This is a genomic window from Paenibacillus alba (assembly GCF_013204855.1).
Lineage (GTDB): Bacteria > Bacillota > Bacilli > Paenibacillales > NBRC-103111 > Paenibacillus_E > Paenibacillus_E alba.
Genome location: NZ_JABMKZ010000008.1, coordinates 1 through 15963, shown reverse-complemented (window position 1 = coordinate 15963; position 15963 = coordinate 1). Strand labels below are relative to the sequence as shown.

General features: G+C 48.5%; 10 protein-coding genes. All 10 read right to left on the bottom strand.

The window, feature by feature from the left end; all coding sequences use genetic code 11:
• Positions 1–101: 101 nt before the first annotated feature.
• Entirely contained in the window at positions 102–1229 is a 1128-nt protein-coding gene (locus HQN90_RS13230; RefSeq protein ID WP_246362314.1) for an alginate lyase family protein, read from the bottom strand.
• A gap of 21 nt (positions 1230–1250) precedes the next feature.
• Complete coding sequence (locus HQN90_RS13225) at positions 1251–2285, bottom strand: zinc-dependent alcohol dehydrogenase (protein WP_173218921.1); 1035 nt, start codon at positions 2283–2285, stop codon at positions 1251–1253.
• On the bottom strand, positions 2278–3267 hold the full coding sequence (locus HQN90_RS13220) for an SGNH/GDSL hydrolase family protein (RefSeq protein ID WP_173218918.1): 990 nt from the start codon (positions 3265–3267) through the stop codon (positions 2278–2280). The genes HQN90_RS13225 and HQN90_RS13220 overlap by 8 nt, the downstream gene beginning before the upstream one ends.
• Positions 3268–3691: 424 nt before the next feature.
• Complete coding sequence (locus HQN90_RS13215) at positions 3692–5128, bottom strand: sulfatase family protein (protein ID WP_246362311.1); 1437 nt, start codon at positions 5126–5128, stop codon at positions 3692–3694.
• Between the two features lie 44 nt (positions 5129–5172).
• Positions 5173–6816: an ABC transporter substrate-binding protein gene (locus HQN90_RS13210; protein WP_173218915.1), complete on the bottom strand. Its 1644-nt coding sequence runs from the start codon at positions 6814–6816 to the stop codon at positions 5173–5175.
• Between the two features lie 13 nt (positions 6817–6829).
• Positions 6830–7723: a carbohydrate ABC transporter permease gene (locus HQN90_RS13205; protein WP_173218905.1), complete on the bottom strand. Its 894-nt coding sequence runs from the start codon at positions 7721–7723 to the stop codon at positions 6830–6832.
• A gap of 15 nt (positions 7724–7738) precedes the next feature.
• On the bottom strand, positions 7739–8713 hold the full coding sequence (locus HQN90_RS13200) for an ABC transporter permease (protein ID WP_173218903.1): 975 nt from the start codon (positions 8711–8713) through the stop codon (positions 7739–7741).
• A gap of 96 nt (positions 8714–8809) precedes the next feature.
• On the bottom strand, positions 8810–10615 hold the full coding sequence (locus tag HQN90_RS13195; protein WP_173218902.1) for a cache domain-containing sensor histidine kinase: 1806 nt from the start codon (positions 10613–10615) through the stop codon (positions 8810–8812).
• Positions 10615–11637, bottom strand: coding sequence for a response regulator transcription factor (locus HQN90_RS13190; RefSeq protein WP_173218900.1), 1023 nt, complete (start codon positions 11635–11637; stop codon positions 10615–10617). Before HQN90_RS13190 ends, HQN90_RS13195 begins: the two co-directional genes overlap by 1 nt.
• Positions 11638–11848: 211 nt before the next feature.
• Positions 11849–14026 (bottom strand): glycosyl hydrolase family 95 catalytic domain-containing protein, encoded by a 2178-nt coding sequence (locus tag HQN90_RS13185; protein ID WP_246362308.1) that lies wholly within the window; start codon positions 14024–14026, stop codon positions 11849–11851.
• Between the last annotated feature and the right edge of the window lie 1937 nt (positions 14027–15963).

Below are 15963 nucleotides of genomic sequence, written 5' to 3'. Positions count from 1 at the left end.
CGAATTTACTAGAAATTGTATCTTCTCTTCACCAAAGTTGCAATACCTGTACGCAAAGCAAAAAGGACCTTCCACTGGTAGCGAAGATCCTTTTGGTGATTCTATCTTACCCACAGCAAGGGCTGGCGGATCGCAATGTTGCGACGAACTTCCATGTCCGAAGGGTCCGAATCAAGGCTGTTCCACAGTTCTATATAAGCCTTGCTGTCAAGCGCCAGCCCTGCAAATAACAGCGATGAAACCTTAGCCGGCCAGCCCTCGAAATGCTCTACGTCCGGAGGATACGGCCAAGTGGACTTATCCTGCAAATAAGGGAACAGATAGGACAGACCTTTGCGGATTCCACGACCATCAGGCAGCACGAAGTTCCACAAATTATGTTCCGGCGTCGAAAGAATGTGACACAGCGTCACCATATTATCCAGCACGAAAATCGCGTAGCCATACGGTTTCGTGCGCGCTAACTCACGCGGGAAGCTGCCGTCTGGGGCCATTTGGTCAGGGAGCAGCGATTCTTTGTACTTTTGCCTGCAAAAGCGAAGCATTTCTTCGTTATTCGTAAACCAGCCAAAAGCTGCCGCCTGCACGAACCAGCAAACCCCATGGTTATTAGGCGCATTCATCTCTTCAATGCCATTCTCATGTGTGCTCATCCATGTTAAATAGTCGGCAAACCACATCTGAAGTCCCTGATACATGTCGGCGGTCATGCGAGTTGAAGCTTTCAGAGCCTCAATAGCGAACGGCACATCGATCAAATGCAGGGTATCAATAATACCTATACCTCTGCCGGAGCAAATACCGGGTATGGCTTGCGCATAGAGGAGATGCGGATGCATCTTCGTCGCTTCATTCAGGAAAAACTCCTGTAAAAACTTTACCGCTTTCTCTGCGTAGGCCTCGTTTCCCGTCACTGAATACCCAGCAGCCAAGTTCGCCACATGGGTTCTCATGCTTCGCAATAACAGCCGATGGCTGTCGAAATTATCGGGATTGCTTTCACCATCGAGGCGTACATAAGGCAGTCCGTCTGCGGTGTCGGGGTTTGGCCACCAGTAATCACCGTTCGAATAATAATCGTGCAGGCCGCCTTCGCTTTTGGCAGCTCTTGCACTCGTAATAGAAATGGGGCTTTCCTTCAGCGACGCATCGGCTTGCTGGATAATCCACTTCGTATCAAATAAGGAGAGGCGTTCGTTCTGCTCGTATACTTTTGTTAGATTCATCATGGTTTATACCCGCTCCTTGCATCATACGTTCGTTTCACAATCGATCATGACATGAATCGTGTCGCCTTTATGCTCATTACGCAGCTTAAACGCTTCGGCAATGTTGCTTAAGTGGACCACATGCGTGATCATTTCCTCCGTATTGACGAGTCCATCCAGCACCAGCTGCAAGCCTTTGTCGAAATAATGGCGATTATCGATATCCCGCTTCGGTTCCGTTGAGAAAATGTCGAGCCTCTTCTTGTGAATTTTAAAGAAATCGACTGGCTTATGGCAAGTCCCAATGCACCCGTACATGACGATTCGCCCATTCTGGGAAGCCGCATCGATCGCATCAACCATCCCGTCCCCCTCCAGCAAGCAGGGAATGACCACATCGAAGCCATCCGGGAAATCTTTGCCCAAAATGTCCATCGTATTCGCGTCTGGCGACGGCATCTTATAGGTATGGGTTGCCCCGTACTTACGGGCAAGTTCCAGCTTTTCGTCAAACAAATCCGTTACCACAAGGTTCCGCGGACTATACAAGCTAACTACCTGCGTCATCACCAAGCCGCTGACGCCTTGTCCAGTGATCAGCACATTTTTGTGAGGGGAAATATCGCCAAGCTCTGCCGCATGAATAATGCCGGGAAGCACCTCAATCAGCGATCCTTCAATGAGAGGAAGCGCCTGCGGAAGAACTTTGACAGAAAAAGGCGTACAGCAAACATATTCAGCGAAGGCTCCCCAAATATAGCGAAGTGCTACAGGATCTCCCACCTTAAGACCGATGACATTGGGTCCTACTTTATCGATAACGCCAGCCACTTCATGGCCAAGCCTTGTCGGATACGAGACAAACTCCGGCTCGCGAGCCCCGCGAAATACTTCCACATCACTGCCGCATATCCCTACCCATTTCACCTTTACCCTTACTTCTCCTTCAGCAGGCTCGGGAATTAGCGCCCTTTTTAACGTGATAGTCCCAATTTCCTCCACAACGGCGCACAACTGCGTACCCTCTCCATCATAATCGACCAACTGCATGGGTGGAACAGACATTTTTCTAACCATTGTTTTGTACTCCTATCCATTTATCTAGTATATGTTTTGCCATCATTTTATTCCCTTCCGTATTCGGATGCAGGTGGTCTGGCAGCATGCCAACATAAGTTTCTCCAAGAATTTCCAGACCGTCTATATAGGTAAGATTGGAATCCCCGTAAGAAGTTAAAATAGTCACCGCTTCCTGGATTTCTTGCCTCATTGCAACCAAGTTCATCCCTACTATGTTTTCATCTGTTTCCCTGTGAGGGCAATAAATAGGCGAAAATAAAAATAGGGGCGTGTTGCGATGCTTTTCCCGAATGATCGACACCATGCCAATAATAGCCGAACGAAACGTCCGGATATTTAAACTATTGCCGCCCATTACATTAATGCCGAGGCACATGGAAATAACGTCAGCGGGAAGGTCACGGATGACGCGAGCAACCATCGGTTCCAAATGGCATTGTCCAGCAAATCCCATACAGGTCAGGTCCCAACCTTTGCTGCGTGCTACGATTGCCGGCCAAGTCAGAGCCGGACTTTCAGCTGAGCTGCAGTGCGTAATCGAGCTGCCGTAGGCAACCCACCGGGGCTGATTGTTTGGCAAGGGAGCGGCCGATGCCCCTTCATCGACTTTCAGTGCTTTTACAATGACGGCAGCATCTTGCGACAAATAAATATCAACCCTCTTCATGCTGCGTGGCAAGTTAGTAAATAAACAAATTTCTTCTCCTGCAAGGAGGGATTTGGTTTCGACTAATTCATCTTCAATCACGATGGCAAACCGTATATCTTTGTCCATTCTAGCGACATGCAGCTCCACTGAAGTTGAATCGCTTATAAAAGCAACTCTAACCCCCGCTGCTTCCCCTGCCTTCTCCACCAATTTAGAGGCAAATAAGCTGAGCTGATCATGCGGTAATCGCCATGGCCGGAGTCCAGTGTCCGTCGTTTCGATGGAAACGGCCCCCCGAAACCACTCTTTATTTAGTTCAATCGTTTGCATGCTTCCATTCACCTCTTTGTATATAGGCAAGCTAGAAAATTACTATTCTGCCAATGTGGGACTTTTTGTAATATGCTCGTTCAGCTGCCTTATTCTCTCTATATAAAGGAACTGTAGGACGCTATTTAGGCAAAAAGCAGAGATGCTAGAGGGCTAGCGGAACTACAGGGCCTTATTTCCACCAAAAGCGCTGAATTTCCCACCAAACGGCAAAATAGCGTACTACAGTTCCCTCACCCTCGCAATATTGACACTTTTGACTGGAATAGCGCCCTGTAGTTCCCTTAGCTCCGCGCAAGGCTGTCTGGTAGCTCCGCGCAAGGCAGACGGGTAACTCCGCGCGAAACAGCCGGTAACTCCTCGCTCACTCCAAATGTTAAATTAAAATAAAAGCCGCGATTTCCGCGACTCTTTATGATAAGGCTCAAGCCAAGGGTGCAGCAGGAATCACCGGCTTATCCTGCATGATATCGCCGCTGGCTTGCATCCATGAAGCCAATTCGGAGGCAAGCCGTTCGATGACCCCGGCATTTGCCGGCTCTGCCGACAAATCTTGCGTTTCCCAAGGATCGCTCAGCAGATCGAACAGCTGGATTCGTTCCGTTCCTGTGTTCGTTTCCGGCGAGCGATAATAACGGATCAGCTTCCATCTTCCGTCCGTGACCATCCGCTGGACATCTCGATAAACCGAGCCCACGATACCGCGAACGCTATCACTTTCCTCTGCAAAGATGGGACATAGACTTATGCCTTCCGTCTCCTCCGGCAGGTCGACGCCGCATAACCCGGCAACGGTAGGAAAAATATCGATATTGCTGGCCAGCGCAAGCTCCTGCTTGCCCTCCGGCACGCCTGGTCCCCGGAAGATAAGCGGTATGCGCACGCTATGCTCGTAAAGGTTCTGTTTGCCCATCAGTCCGTGCTGTCCGACCGCCAAGCCATGATCAGCCGTATACACGATAAGCGTATCGTCATTGATGCCCTTAGCCTTCAGCGCTTCGATGACTCTACCGATTTGCGCGTCCATATGGCTTATCATCGCATAGTAATCCGCTATATGCCCACGAATTTCGTCTTCGTCCCTCGGCCATCCTGCAAGCTTCTCATCCCTAACCGTCATATCGCCGGTATCGAATGGATGCTCCCGCACAAAGTTCGGAGGCAGCCGAATGCCGGATTTGTCGTACATGCTTGCATACGGCTCTGGCGCCGTTCGTGGATCATGCGGCGCGGTATAAGCTACATACAGGAAAAACGGCCGGTCCTCCTGGTAATCCTCAATAAAGTTGACGGCAGCGTCCGTAAACAGCTCCGTAGAGAACGTATGTTCCACATACTCCTGTTCCTTCGGATAAGCCCCAGTCACGTCAAAGTCGTGCACAGGCACCTGCGTATGCTCGCTCATTCCGCGAAAAGCCAGCTTATCTCCTCCCTCGAAACTTCGGGCGAAGCTTGCCTTGTCGTTATGCCATTTGCCGATCGCATGCGTCAGGTACCCGGCATCCTGCATCGTTTGCGGCATGAGCCGAACATCCGGACGAATAACGTTCGAATGCTCCCGGTTCATCATGTCTTTGCCGATCATCGCCCGGAAGATCGGGATGCCCGTATGGACGCACGCTCTGCTCGGCGCGCAAACCGCTCCGCTTAGACCGCCGAATATATGCGTGTTACGGCAAGATGTCCCGCTGGCAGCCAGCGAATCCAATACAGGCGTCTGCACCGTTTCATTGCCGAACGCGCCAATAGCTTCACCACGATGATCGTCCGCTATGAGAAACACCACATTAGGTTTACGGGGTGAAGGATTTACATGTAACGGTCCTCCGGGTGAAAGCTTCTTCATGTTCTTTTCTTTCATTTTCTACCTCACTCTCACGAGACAGGATTGCTCTTTGGATGCGGCTACTTTTTTGATTTATACTGGGTATAGGCTTGCTGATAAATTTCTAGGTAGCGTTTGATGTTCATTTTGTCCAGAGTGCTCAAATAGTTGTTCCACTCCTTGTCAATGTCCAGCGATCCTGTAACCGTCTTCGCAAAAAACTCAGTGCGGTAGTCCGTAAGCGTCTTCTCGAGCGTAGAAAGCTCCTCCGCTTGTTCGTTGGTGAAGAACAATGGCGGCACAATTTTGCTCGGATCGGTTGCGTATGGCTCGTATTTTTTGGTTTCATTATACAAAATAAGTTCAAGTGAATTTTTTGGATCCGCTACCACACTTAATCGCAAATCGTTGGTTCGCAGCGACGGCCCCGCCTGTGCCCAGTGGATGTTCTGCAGCTTGCCAAACGTGGCAATCGGTTTCCACTTCGCTTGTTTCCCATTAACGCCAAGCTCTCCTTGCGCCGGACGCACCCATTCCTGATCAGGACGGCCCTGCGTGCTGCGCAGCGTCGCTTCTTCTGAAAGCAGCAAGTCAGCCATACGGAATGCGGCAGCAGGATTTTTGGCCTTATTGGTAATCACGTATTGACCTGTAGATACCGCATATGGATTATACGCAGTTGAGCGTATGCCAGACGGTCCTTTGAGTGGCGGCACGGATACATAGTCTTTGAATCTCGGGTTATCCGCATCGACAAATACCGTTTGGTTTTGGGAGGCGATAGCTCCTGCGATCGGGATCTCCGGGTTCATGCCCATTTGTTTCAACTGGTTTCTATCCTGTGTAAACGATTGCGGAGATATTAAACCTTCAGCAAACAGCTTATGAATATACTTCAAAGATTCCTTCCACTCCGGTTGATTATAGGCAACTTGAATCTTGCCATCCTTAACAAATTTCAAGTTGAAATCCTTCTCGATAAAAGCGCTGGTCAGAAACAAGTCCAATGTCGAGGAGGGGCCGTTGGTAGCGCCGACAAGCGGGATCTCATCTGCCTTGCCGTTTCCGTTAGGATCTTTTTCTTTAAAAGCTTTGAGTACTTGATAAAACTCGTCCGTCGTTTCCGGCATTTTTAATCCGAGCTTGTCTAGCCATGTTTGATTAATCCACATTTTTTGACCAAGCGAGCAGTGGTAGCAATCATTCACCTGAGGGACCGAATAAATTTTGCCGTCAGGCATCGTAATCAAATCTTTGACATAGGAAACCTGCTCGAACATCTTTTTCATTTCCACGCCGTATTTATCAATGTATGGGTTAAGTGGAATAAACACGCCATCCTTGCCGTAAATCGACTGCTGAACCGGCGTTACGCTCATATTAAGCAGCACGTCCGGATAGTCGCCGCTTGCGAGTGAAACGTTAAGCTTCTCAGCAAATGTTTTTTCCGGAGCGACTTCCCAATCGATGTGAATGTTCGTTTTCTCCTCCAGCCACTTGGTGAACTCGTTCGTTGCAAAGTTTTCGACAATGCTGGAGCCTTTGACCATGACCCTTAGCGTCGTCTTTTCTTTCGTGATCGGGAATACACCTGCTGCGGTTACTTGATCGTCACCGCCTGCTTCCGTCTTTGGATCTGCACCCTTTTGTCCGCTGTCCGCACATGCACTTAGAAGCGCTAGAGAAGCCGTAATCGCTACTAAAGCTGTTAACCCTTTTTTCATGTAAAAACCCCCTTTAGCCTTTGAGTGATCCAATCATCATGCCTTTGACAAAATGCCTTTGTATGAATGGATAGATGATGAGCACGGGCAGCGTAGACACGACGATAAGAGAGAACTTCAAAAGCTCCCGCAGGCCATCCCTTGCTGCTTGATCGGCAACGTCGGTGATCATCGACGCATCGACCTCGTTTTGCACCAAAATATCCCGTAATACCAATTGAATCGGGTACAACTCCTGATGTTTTAAATAAAGCAGTGCGTTAAAATATTGGTTCCAATGTCCGACTGCGTAAAACAAAGAGATGACAGCGATGATTGGACCTGACAAAGGAAGCACGATTTTCCACACAAACGTAAAATCATTGCATCCATCCATTTGAGCGGCTTCAAGCACTTCATCCGGAATGGTCGTTTGGAAATACGTGCGGGCAATGATCATATTCATAACAGCAAGCGCCCCCGGAATAATTAGAGACCACCTTGTGTCGATCATTCCGAGCTCTTTCACAACCAAGTAAGACGGGATCAATCCGCCTGAAAACATCATTGTGAATACGAACAAAGCCATAATGGCATTGCGTGGCATAAAATCTTTTCTAGACAGCGGATAAGCCGCAATGAGCGTAAAAAGCACATTGATCGTCGTTCCCACTACGGTATAAAAGACTGAATTCAAAAAGCTCGACATAATTAAACGATGCTTAAATACCGCTTCATAACCCGCTAGCGTCGGCTCTACCGGATACAACCAGACTCTGCCGGAAATAACCGCCGTGGATGAACTGAAGGAAGCACTGACAATGTAAACCAGAGGATACAGAATCGTAATCGTAAAAATGAATAGGATGATGTAATTCAGAATTGTAAAAAGCCTGTCATCCGCACTTTCTTTAATGCTTCCCGTCATAGACGTGCCTCCTTATTACCACAGACTGGTTTGCCCCAACTTTCTAGCTATCCGATTGACGAGAACCAGCAGGACCAGATTAATGACTGATTTAAACAATCCAATGGCAGACGAATAGGAATAGTTAATGGCTGTCGATGCCAAGCCGACTTTGTACACAAAAGTATCAATGACCTCAGATGAGCTCATATTCAGCGGATTCTGCATCAGCAGTACCTTCTCGAAGCCTATGTCCAGCACATGGCCGGTGTTCATGATCAGCAAGATAACGGCAACCGGCATAATACCCGGCAAGTCGACGTGCCACATTCGCTGCACTTTATTGGCTCCATCCACAACAGCTGCCTCATGCAGCGAAGGATCGACTGCTGCAAGCGCTGCCAAATAGATGATGCAGGAAAAACCAACGTTTTGCCAAATACCGGACCAGACAAAAACGTGTGAAAACCATTCAGGTATGCCCATGAAATTGATGGTCGGCAAGCCGAAATATTTCATAATCGTTTGAACGAGGCCAACCCGTGGGTCCATCATTTGCAGAATGATGCCAACCATCACGACTACAGAAATAAAATGCGGCGCGTAAGTAATCATTTGCACGGTTTTCTTAAAGAACCGAGCGTTGACGTAATTCAAGGAAAGCGCAAGAATAATTGGGAACGGAAACCCTGCAAACAAACTATAGATGCTGAGCAGGATCGTATTTTTCATAATCCGCACAAACTCATACGAATGGAAAAAACGATCAAAATGCTTCAGACCTACCCATTCGCTGCCCCAAACCCCTTTGGTCGGAAGATAATTTTTGAACGCAATCAAAGCCCCATACATCGGCACGTACTTGAATATGAGCAAATAAATAATCGGCAGCAGCATAAACAAATAGAGCTGCCAATGGCTGGATGCGTTTTTCTTCAGTCTAGACAAGTAATTTTCCTTTTTATTGACAGTTGCAGACAAGATACTGCTCTTGCTAGCCGAAACTTCCATAAATCCCTCCCTCTCTCGATGTCCATGACTCGGTATGTTTGATGTCTTTCTATAGGTAGCATACAAAAAAAGGGGGCAGCCAAGCATTGTGCTGTTTTACACCGGCATGACTTTTTTTGCGCTGGACGACGGCATGCGAATCGTAACCTTCGTGCCTACGCCCAGGTTGCTTTGTATCGAAAGTCCATACTGCTCTCCGAACACCATCTGAATCCGATTATGCACATTAAGCAGCCCGATGCTGCCTTCGGATGTGGGTGGTGTATCCAGCAGCCTATCCACCCGGCTGTTCTGGAAACGCGTATTTAATTGCAGCAGGGATTCCGTTTCAATACCGCAGCCATTATCTTCCACTGTGACATAAAAATCCGCTTCATCCTTCCAGGCGTCAATAATAATCGTGTGGGTATCCTCGATCCCATAAGGAAACGCATGCTTAAACACATTCTCGACCAAGGGCTGCAGCGTCAAGCGAACCATGCTGTCCAGCAAATAATCCGTACTGATGCGAACATCGATTTCAAATTCGCGCTGGTTGCGGTATTTCATAATAGACATAAAATACAGAATGTGTTTAAGCTCGTTGGCTACCGTAATTTCTTCCAAATCGGTGCGTATGGAATAGCGCAGCATATACGACAGAGAACGAACAATATCTTTGATTTCACTTGATTTCTGGATAACAGCGTAACAAATAATAATTTCCAGCGTGTTGTACAAGAAGTGCGGATTAATCTGCAATTGCAGCGCTTGAAATTCGGCCAACTGCCGTTTCATCAAATTGTCCTGATTGCGCAGCTCGGTCTCATAAACCCGATCGACAAGCTCTTCCAGCCGGGTGACCATCGTATTGTAGCTGGTAATAAGCTGATCCATCTCATCACGGCTTCCAGTCAGAGGTACTCGGGTCCACTGGCCTTTGGCCGTCTGACGCATCCCATTTTCCAGAAGTCGAACTGGACGAACGATAGATTGACCGAACCGATAAGCTAGAAATAAAGCCAAAATCAATGTGAAGATACCTACGAGCAGCGTTGTTTGCCGCAAGTCTGAAATCGGTTTGCTCTGTTCATCCACCGACATGCTGGCCACCAGCGTCCATCCGGAGTAGTCGGACTTTCGACTAAAGAACACCCGCCCTGGTTCTCCGGGCAATTCAAATATTTGGTCTTTATTGGCTTCAACCGTATTAAAATGCATGCCGTCAAGCTGTTTGCCGATCCGGCTCTGATCGGGATGATATAAGATTCTCCCACGATCGTTGACGATAAAAAAATACCCAGATTTTCCGAGTTTTATGCCCTTCCAGAGCGTATTCAACTCCCCAATCTTGAGTTCGAAGCCCATAATGCCTTTAAATGATTTCGATGAGGTTCGGTCCGCCAATTCGCGAATAAGTGTGAGATGACCGTCCAGAAATCCGGACTCCTGAATCGTCAGATTCCCATTTATATCATCGTCTTCCTTCATCTGCTCGATATATTCTTCAAAACCTTTGTAATTAAAAGGAACAATATGGATATTGAAATCCGTTGCCTGAAAACCGTTATACCCGATAATGTACGTCATCGATATTTCCGGATTGTTGATGAGAACCGGTTGAAATACCCCCTTCATAGCATTTTCGGATGTATAAAAGCCAGTCGTCGAATTTCTTGGCAGATCAAGAGCCTCTTTCACGACAGGAGAGATCAGAATAGAAACCGTTGCCCGCTCGTAGCTTTTCAGAAATAAATCGGTTTCATGCAAAACATTGTCAACGATTTGCGTCAGCAGCCCTTCATACTGATTCTCCAATTCGTTGGACGACCGCCAATAACCGGTAACCCCCACCGTCACCAAGGTCAGTGCGATAATAATGACAAAGTAAAGATAAACCTTGCGTACCAAGCTGTTTCTCATTACTTGATCCCGAGCAGCCCGCGATATTCGGTAGGGGAATAGCCCGTTGCCTTTTTGAAAACTCTGGAAAAGTGGGGGTAGCTTTCGTAACCGACCTCGGCTACAATGTCGATGATTTTGTAGTGCGGAACAGCAAGCAGTTGTTTGGCTTTATCGATTCGTTTGCGCATCCGGTATTGCACGAAGGTCTCGTTCGTATTTTTCTTAAAATAATGACTGAAATAGGTCGGCGTAACACCTAGCTTGCCAGCAACCATGTCCAGTGAAAGCTCCTCCTCGAAAAGATGCTCATCGATGTACTGAATAGCCGCCTCCAAAACATTGATTCTTTCATGCTTGCGATACTCGCTCAGTCGCTGCATCCATATGCCAATTTCGGCCTGAAACCATTCATACGTAATCGTGATGACCGTGCTCTCCTCAATAAGCGGCTTTACCTCCAACCTGTACGCCCCTCTGGCATTCAGTTTCTTGCGAAGCAGCCTAACAGCGTCATATACCCGCTGGTACTGCTGAGTGTCCGATTCAACGGCGAACAACTGCCTCTTTCCCTCCTCAAGCAGTTCATTGGCCCGAACCTTGTCCAACATCCAAACCGCTTCCTCCAATTGATCAATCCACTGTTCAAAAAGGGTGAAGGAAATAAGCGTCGTTTCCCGCATGGCGAGCATTTTATCCAGCACTGGAAAAAGTTCAATTTCTGTAATAGGCTTCAGCAGATATTCCTGTACGCCGTACGACATACATTTTTGCGCATAGGCAAAATCCCCGTAACCCGAAAGCACAACCACTTTGGTGAAGAGCTTTAGCTGCTGAATATGTCGGCAGAGCTCCAGACCGTCCATACGAGGCATTCGAATATCCGTCAACACAACGTCAGGAGGGTTAGCCATGATGCTCGACAACGCTGACTCACCGTCTGTAAACGTATCGATCTCACTAAACCGTTTATATTCCCAAATTAGCGTTTTGAGGCCAATCCCGATAATCGGTTCATCGTCAACAATAAAGATTCTGGCCATTCGCTTGCCCCCCTGTTTAAAAAGGTTAACCACCTTTATTATTTTACATTTCCGGTTCGCCTGGATACCCCTTAAAACCTGAACAGAGTCATCAAAATCATAAATTCCCTAAGTTAATATTCCAAATGGGCATGCAAAATGAAGACAGACCATTCGGCAAGCCTGCCGAGCGGTCTGTACAACTTCGTGAGCTATGGATCATATCAGCTCTTTATTGAATTGGCAGCCCATATAGACGCCATGGTTTGCGTCCTCCAAAATATCCGCACAAATGGCTTTCCGCCGGTACAGGCTGAATTTCCCATGACTGTGCAGCGGTATGGTTGGCACTATAGAGCACAGCTTCTTCACCCTGCGCCAGTTCAAGCTCGTAGACGCCGCCGCCCAGAGAATGAAGCTGCACCGCCGAGCTTGCGGACACACGAATGTCTCCCAGCATGTCCGTTTTAATGCGGCATGGCTGTCCGGCCAAGCTTTTGACCCTGATCCATGCCGTAGCTCCTTCGGAACGAGTCGCGCTAACCACAAATGCGCCCTCGGCTCGTAAATCATGGAACACAACTTCCTTCCATTCGGAAGGAACGGCAGGGAATACCCTGATCTCTTCTCCCCAGCTTTGCAGCAGCATATCGTGGATCGCTTCCGCACCGGCGAGCGGCGACTCGATGACTGGACCCGCTTCCTTGTACATCGTGTTCGGTTTCAGAAGATGCATCAGCGTCTTCAAATACTTGAGCGCTTCGTCACCTTCCCCCACTGCGGCAGCGATGGAAGCGGCACCGGTAAACGTGAAACCGCGCAAGTCTCCCTCTCTCGATAACCAATGGCGAAGCGAGCGCACGATAAGCTCTCGTTCCTGAGGCGCATCGCCGCTCATCAAATGCAGCGGGAAGACAGCCATCAAATGGCTGAAATGCCGATGCCCGAATTCCAGCGGCTGGCCCCCGCCAACCATAAAACCAGTCTCATCGACAGGCAGCGGTGTTAATTGCTCCAAGGTCTCTTCCCAACGGGCCCGGCCAGGGTCCTCCAAGCCAAGAATGCTGCAAATACGCAGCAAAGTTTGGCAACCCCAGCGCAGCAATGCCAAGTCATAGTGTGTGTCTGGTACAGCTAACTGCAGGAACGAGCCATACTCGGGCGAAATCATCGGGGGCAGATGCAATTTCCCGTCATCGCCCTCTTCCAGCAGGTGCAAATAGTACTGCACACTTCGCTTCAACAGTGGAAAGAGCAGCTCCTTGAGCATAGGCGTGTCCATCGCGTGGCGGTAATGCCTCCATAAGTTATGGCATACCCACGTCAAGTTGCCTACTTCAGTGCCGACAGGGCCCACCAAATCATAGCTCATACTGCGGCCCAGCCCTGCCGAATCTTCACGGTACTGCTCAGGTACGTTGCGGATTAACTGCTCCATATTGTCGCGAAAAGCACGAACGAGCGATTCGCCCAGTTCCAGGCGGCCTGATGTATAGACAGGTGAATAGCTCATTTGCACATTCATGTTAAACCAGACACCTGCCCATGGTGTCGTCGTGAGCCATGGGCCTTGGTTGTCCATGATCATTCCGTTGGAACGGGTTGCGGAAGCCAGCTTGTACATTTGCACCCAATAAAAGCCTTCCAGCATCGTATCGGGGATGGAAACAAAGCTTTGGGGATAGTAATCATGCCACCAACTCCGGTGCGCTTCCACCCAAGCCATCCACGGCTGCGTTGCCGCCTTCCGAACATTTGTTTCCGTTTTTTGCTGTGCCTGGTCACTGAAACCGTTCCCGATCGAAAGCCATAACCGGCGCAGGCTCGCCCCCTCATCTGCCTGCGCTTCCATCCATGCCATCGTACAACCTCCATCATATTCGAACCTTTGCACGCCAACCGTCAATCCATCCTTCTTGGCCTGTCTGGTAACTTCTGCCTTTGGGATAAATTGATTCAGATTGCTGCCGTCGGCGTTTTTGAGCACCGGGTCCACTTCACTGTGGGCGTACCACTCCATTCGAGCATCTTTCTCGCCTTCGCTCGTTTCCAGCTCCACCGCCAGCACCCTATCCTGGCTGTGGACGAAAGCGCGGACCTTCACCGTGCCTACCGTCGTTGTAATGTCCGCCCGCAGCTCCGCATTCCACAAATCAACCCGAATGCTCGACGGTTGATAATACCACCCAGCCAGCTCAAGGTGCAGCTCGCCAACCGGCACGCGAGGCGGGAATCCGCCTCTAGGTTTATGCGCTGTGACGTCCGTGCAGCCGAGCACAAAACGCAGCACATTGCGTTTATCGCGATGCTCCTCACTATATATCATGGCCCCGATCACTCCGTTGCCGATAAAAGCCCCCTCGTCCCACGAAATCGGCTTAACAGACCAAGTCATATCATGTCTCGCCATAAATGATGGCCAGTCCACCTTCATCAACAGAAATCCACACCCTTTCTGCAAGCAAAATATTGTTTTGTCCGATTGATTGATTATAAGGATGCGCTGTTTGGCCGCACCTCGCTCAATGTAAATATACCTCCGCTTATGTGGGCTATCATTGTGTTTATTTGCTGCGATATGACTTTTTTTGTTATTTGGCTGGTTGGCAGCCTGCCAATAATGGCCCTCTGTTCATACTGGCAGCTTGGCCTCAGGCCGTCCGTTTATTTCGCATAATTCCTGCGATTATGCAGGCTTTTCGTCTTGGGGATGGGGAAATCGCGAAAAGCCTGCGATTATGCATCCTTTCGAGGCCTTTTTTGGATTTCGGGAAGGAAATGCTTAAAAGGCCTGCACAATTGCAGGCTTTCTCATGTTTTCACCCGATTTGATCGAAAAAGCCTGCACTTCTGCAGGCATTTCAAATTGGTGACGACGCGGATGGTGGTCTGGAGACGTTAGGTAATGTTAGTTGGGACGCGTTCAGTACATATGCGACTCCCCCTGTGGGACAGTCCCGCCTCCCCCTCTATCTCCACTACCATCAGCAGCAGTACCTCTCCATCACCCATCAACCATCACCAACAACCATCACCTACCACCTATCACCCATCACTCATCTCCATCACCATCAACCATCACCATCATCCATCACTATCACTATCACTATCACGATCACGATCACCTCACACAACACTCATCACCTATCACCCATCACTCATCACCATCACTCTTCACTCATCACCCATTAACCATTACCATTACCATCACCATCATCCATCACCATCACCATCACCATCACCATCACTCTTCACTCATCGCCATCACTATCACTATCACTATCACTATCACTATCACTATCACTATCACTATCACTATCACTCATCACCTATCACCTATCATGATCACCTCATACAACACTCATCACCTATCACCTATCACCCATCACTCATGACCATCACTCTTCACTCATCACCCATCACCCATCAACCATTACCATTACCATCACCATCACCATCACTCTTCACTCATCGCCATCACTATCACTATCACTATCACTATCACTATCACTATCACTATCACTATCACTATCACTATCACTATCACTCATCACTCATCGCCATCACCTATCACCTATCATGATCACCTCACACAACACTCATCACCTATCACCCTCACTCATCACCATTACCATCACCATCATCCATCACCATCACTCATCACCCATCACTCATCTCCATCACCATCACTCTTCACTCATCGCCATCACCTATCACCTATCATGATCACCTCACACAACACTCATCACCTATCACCCTCACTCATCTCCATCAGCATCACCCATCACCCATCACCCACCACCATCACCTCTACCACCACCTGAAAATTTGCGTTTTTTTCGGAAAGATAGATGACAGCAGGGTTATGCATGTCTTTCAGTTTATACACACTATCATGGTAGGGTGGCTTGATTCGCTTGATTGGCCTGAGTCTGCTCATGCTGGCAGATTGGCCTCAGGCCCGTCCGCATATTCGCGTAATTCCTTCAATTATGCTTCCCTTCCGTCTTGGGGATGGGGAAATCGCGAAATTCCTGCGATTATGCATCCTTTTCTTCTTGGAAACGGGGAAATAGGAAAAAGCCTGCGATTATGCATCCTTTCGAAGCCTTTTTTGGATTTCGGGAAGAAAATGCTTAAAAAGCCTGCACAATTGCAGGCTTTCTCATGTTTTCACCCGATTTGATGGAAAAAGCCTGCACTTATGCAGGCATTTCAAAATCGGCGGTAGCGTCAAGAAGTTTGTGTAATAGGTCTTGTAGGGTTATTCATCGGGACGATGAATAGGTTTATTGTCTGAACGAATTCAGGGGGATCCCCCTGAATTTTTTGGATTTAAATCCCATT

Bases quoted from the DNA above. Each gene is read 5' to 3' on its own strand.
- HQN90_RS13230 (WP_246362314.1), bottom strand. From the start codon at position 1,229: ATGATGAATCTAACAAAAGTATACGAGCAGAACGAACGCCTCTCCTTA.
- HQN90_RS13225 (WP_173218921.1), bottom strand. From the start codon at position 2,285: ATGGTTAGAAAAATGTCTGTTCCACCCATGCAGTTGGTCGATTATGAT.
- HQN90_RS13220 (WP_173218918.1), bottom strand. From the start codon at position 3,267: ATGCAAACGATTGAACTAAATAAAGAGTGGTTTCGGGGGGCCGTTTCC.
- HQN90_RS13215 (WP_246362311.1), bottom strand. From the start codon at position 5,128: ATGAAAGAAAAGAACATGAAGAAGCTTTCACCCGGAGGACCGTTACAT.
- HQN90_RS13210 (WP_173218915.1), bottom strand. From the start codon at position 6,816: ATGAAAAAAGGGTTAACAGCTTTAGTAGCGATTACGGCTTCTCTAGCG.
- HQN90_RS13205 (WP_173218905.1), bottom strand. From the start codon at position 7,723: ATGACGGGAAGCATTAAAGAAAGTGCGGATGACAGGCTTTTTACAATT.
- HQN90_RS13200 (WP_173218903.1), bottom strand. From the start codon at position 8,713: ATGGAAGTTTCGGCTAGCAAGAGCAGTATCTTGTCTGCAACTGTCAAT.
- HQN90_RS13195 (WP_173218902.1), bottom strand. From the start codon at position 10,615: ATGAGAAACAGCTTGGTACGCAAGGTTTATCTTTACTTTGTCATTATT.
- HQN90_RS13190 (WP_173218900.1), bottom strand. From the start codon at position 11,637: ATGGCCAGAATCTTTATTGTTGACGATGAACCGATTATCGGGATTGGC.
- HQN90_RS13185 (WP_246362308.1), bottom strand. From the start codon at position 14,026: ATGGCGAGACATGATATGACTTGGTCTGTTAAGCCGATTTCGTGGGAC.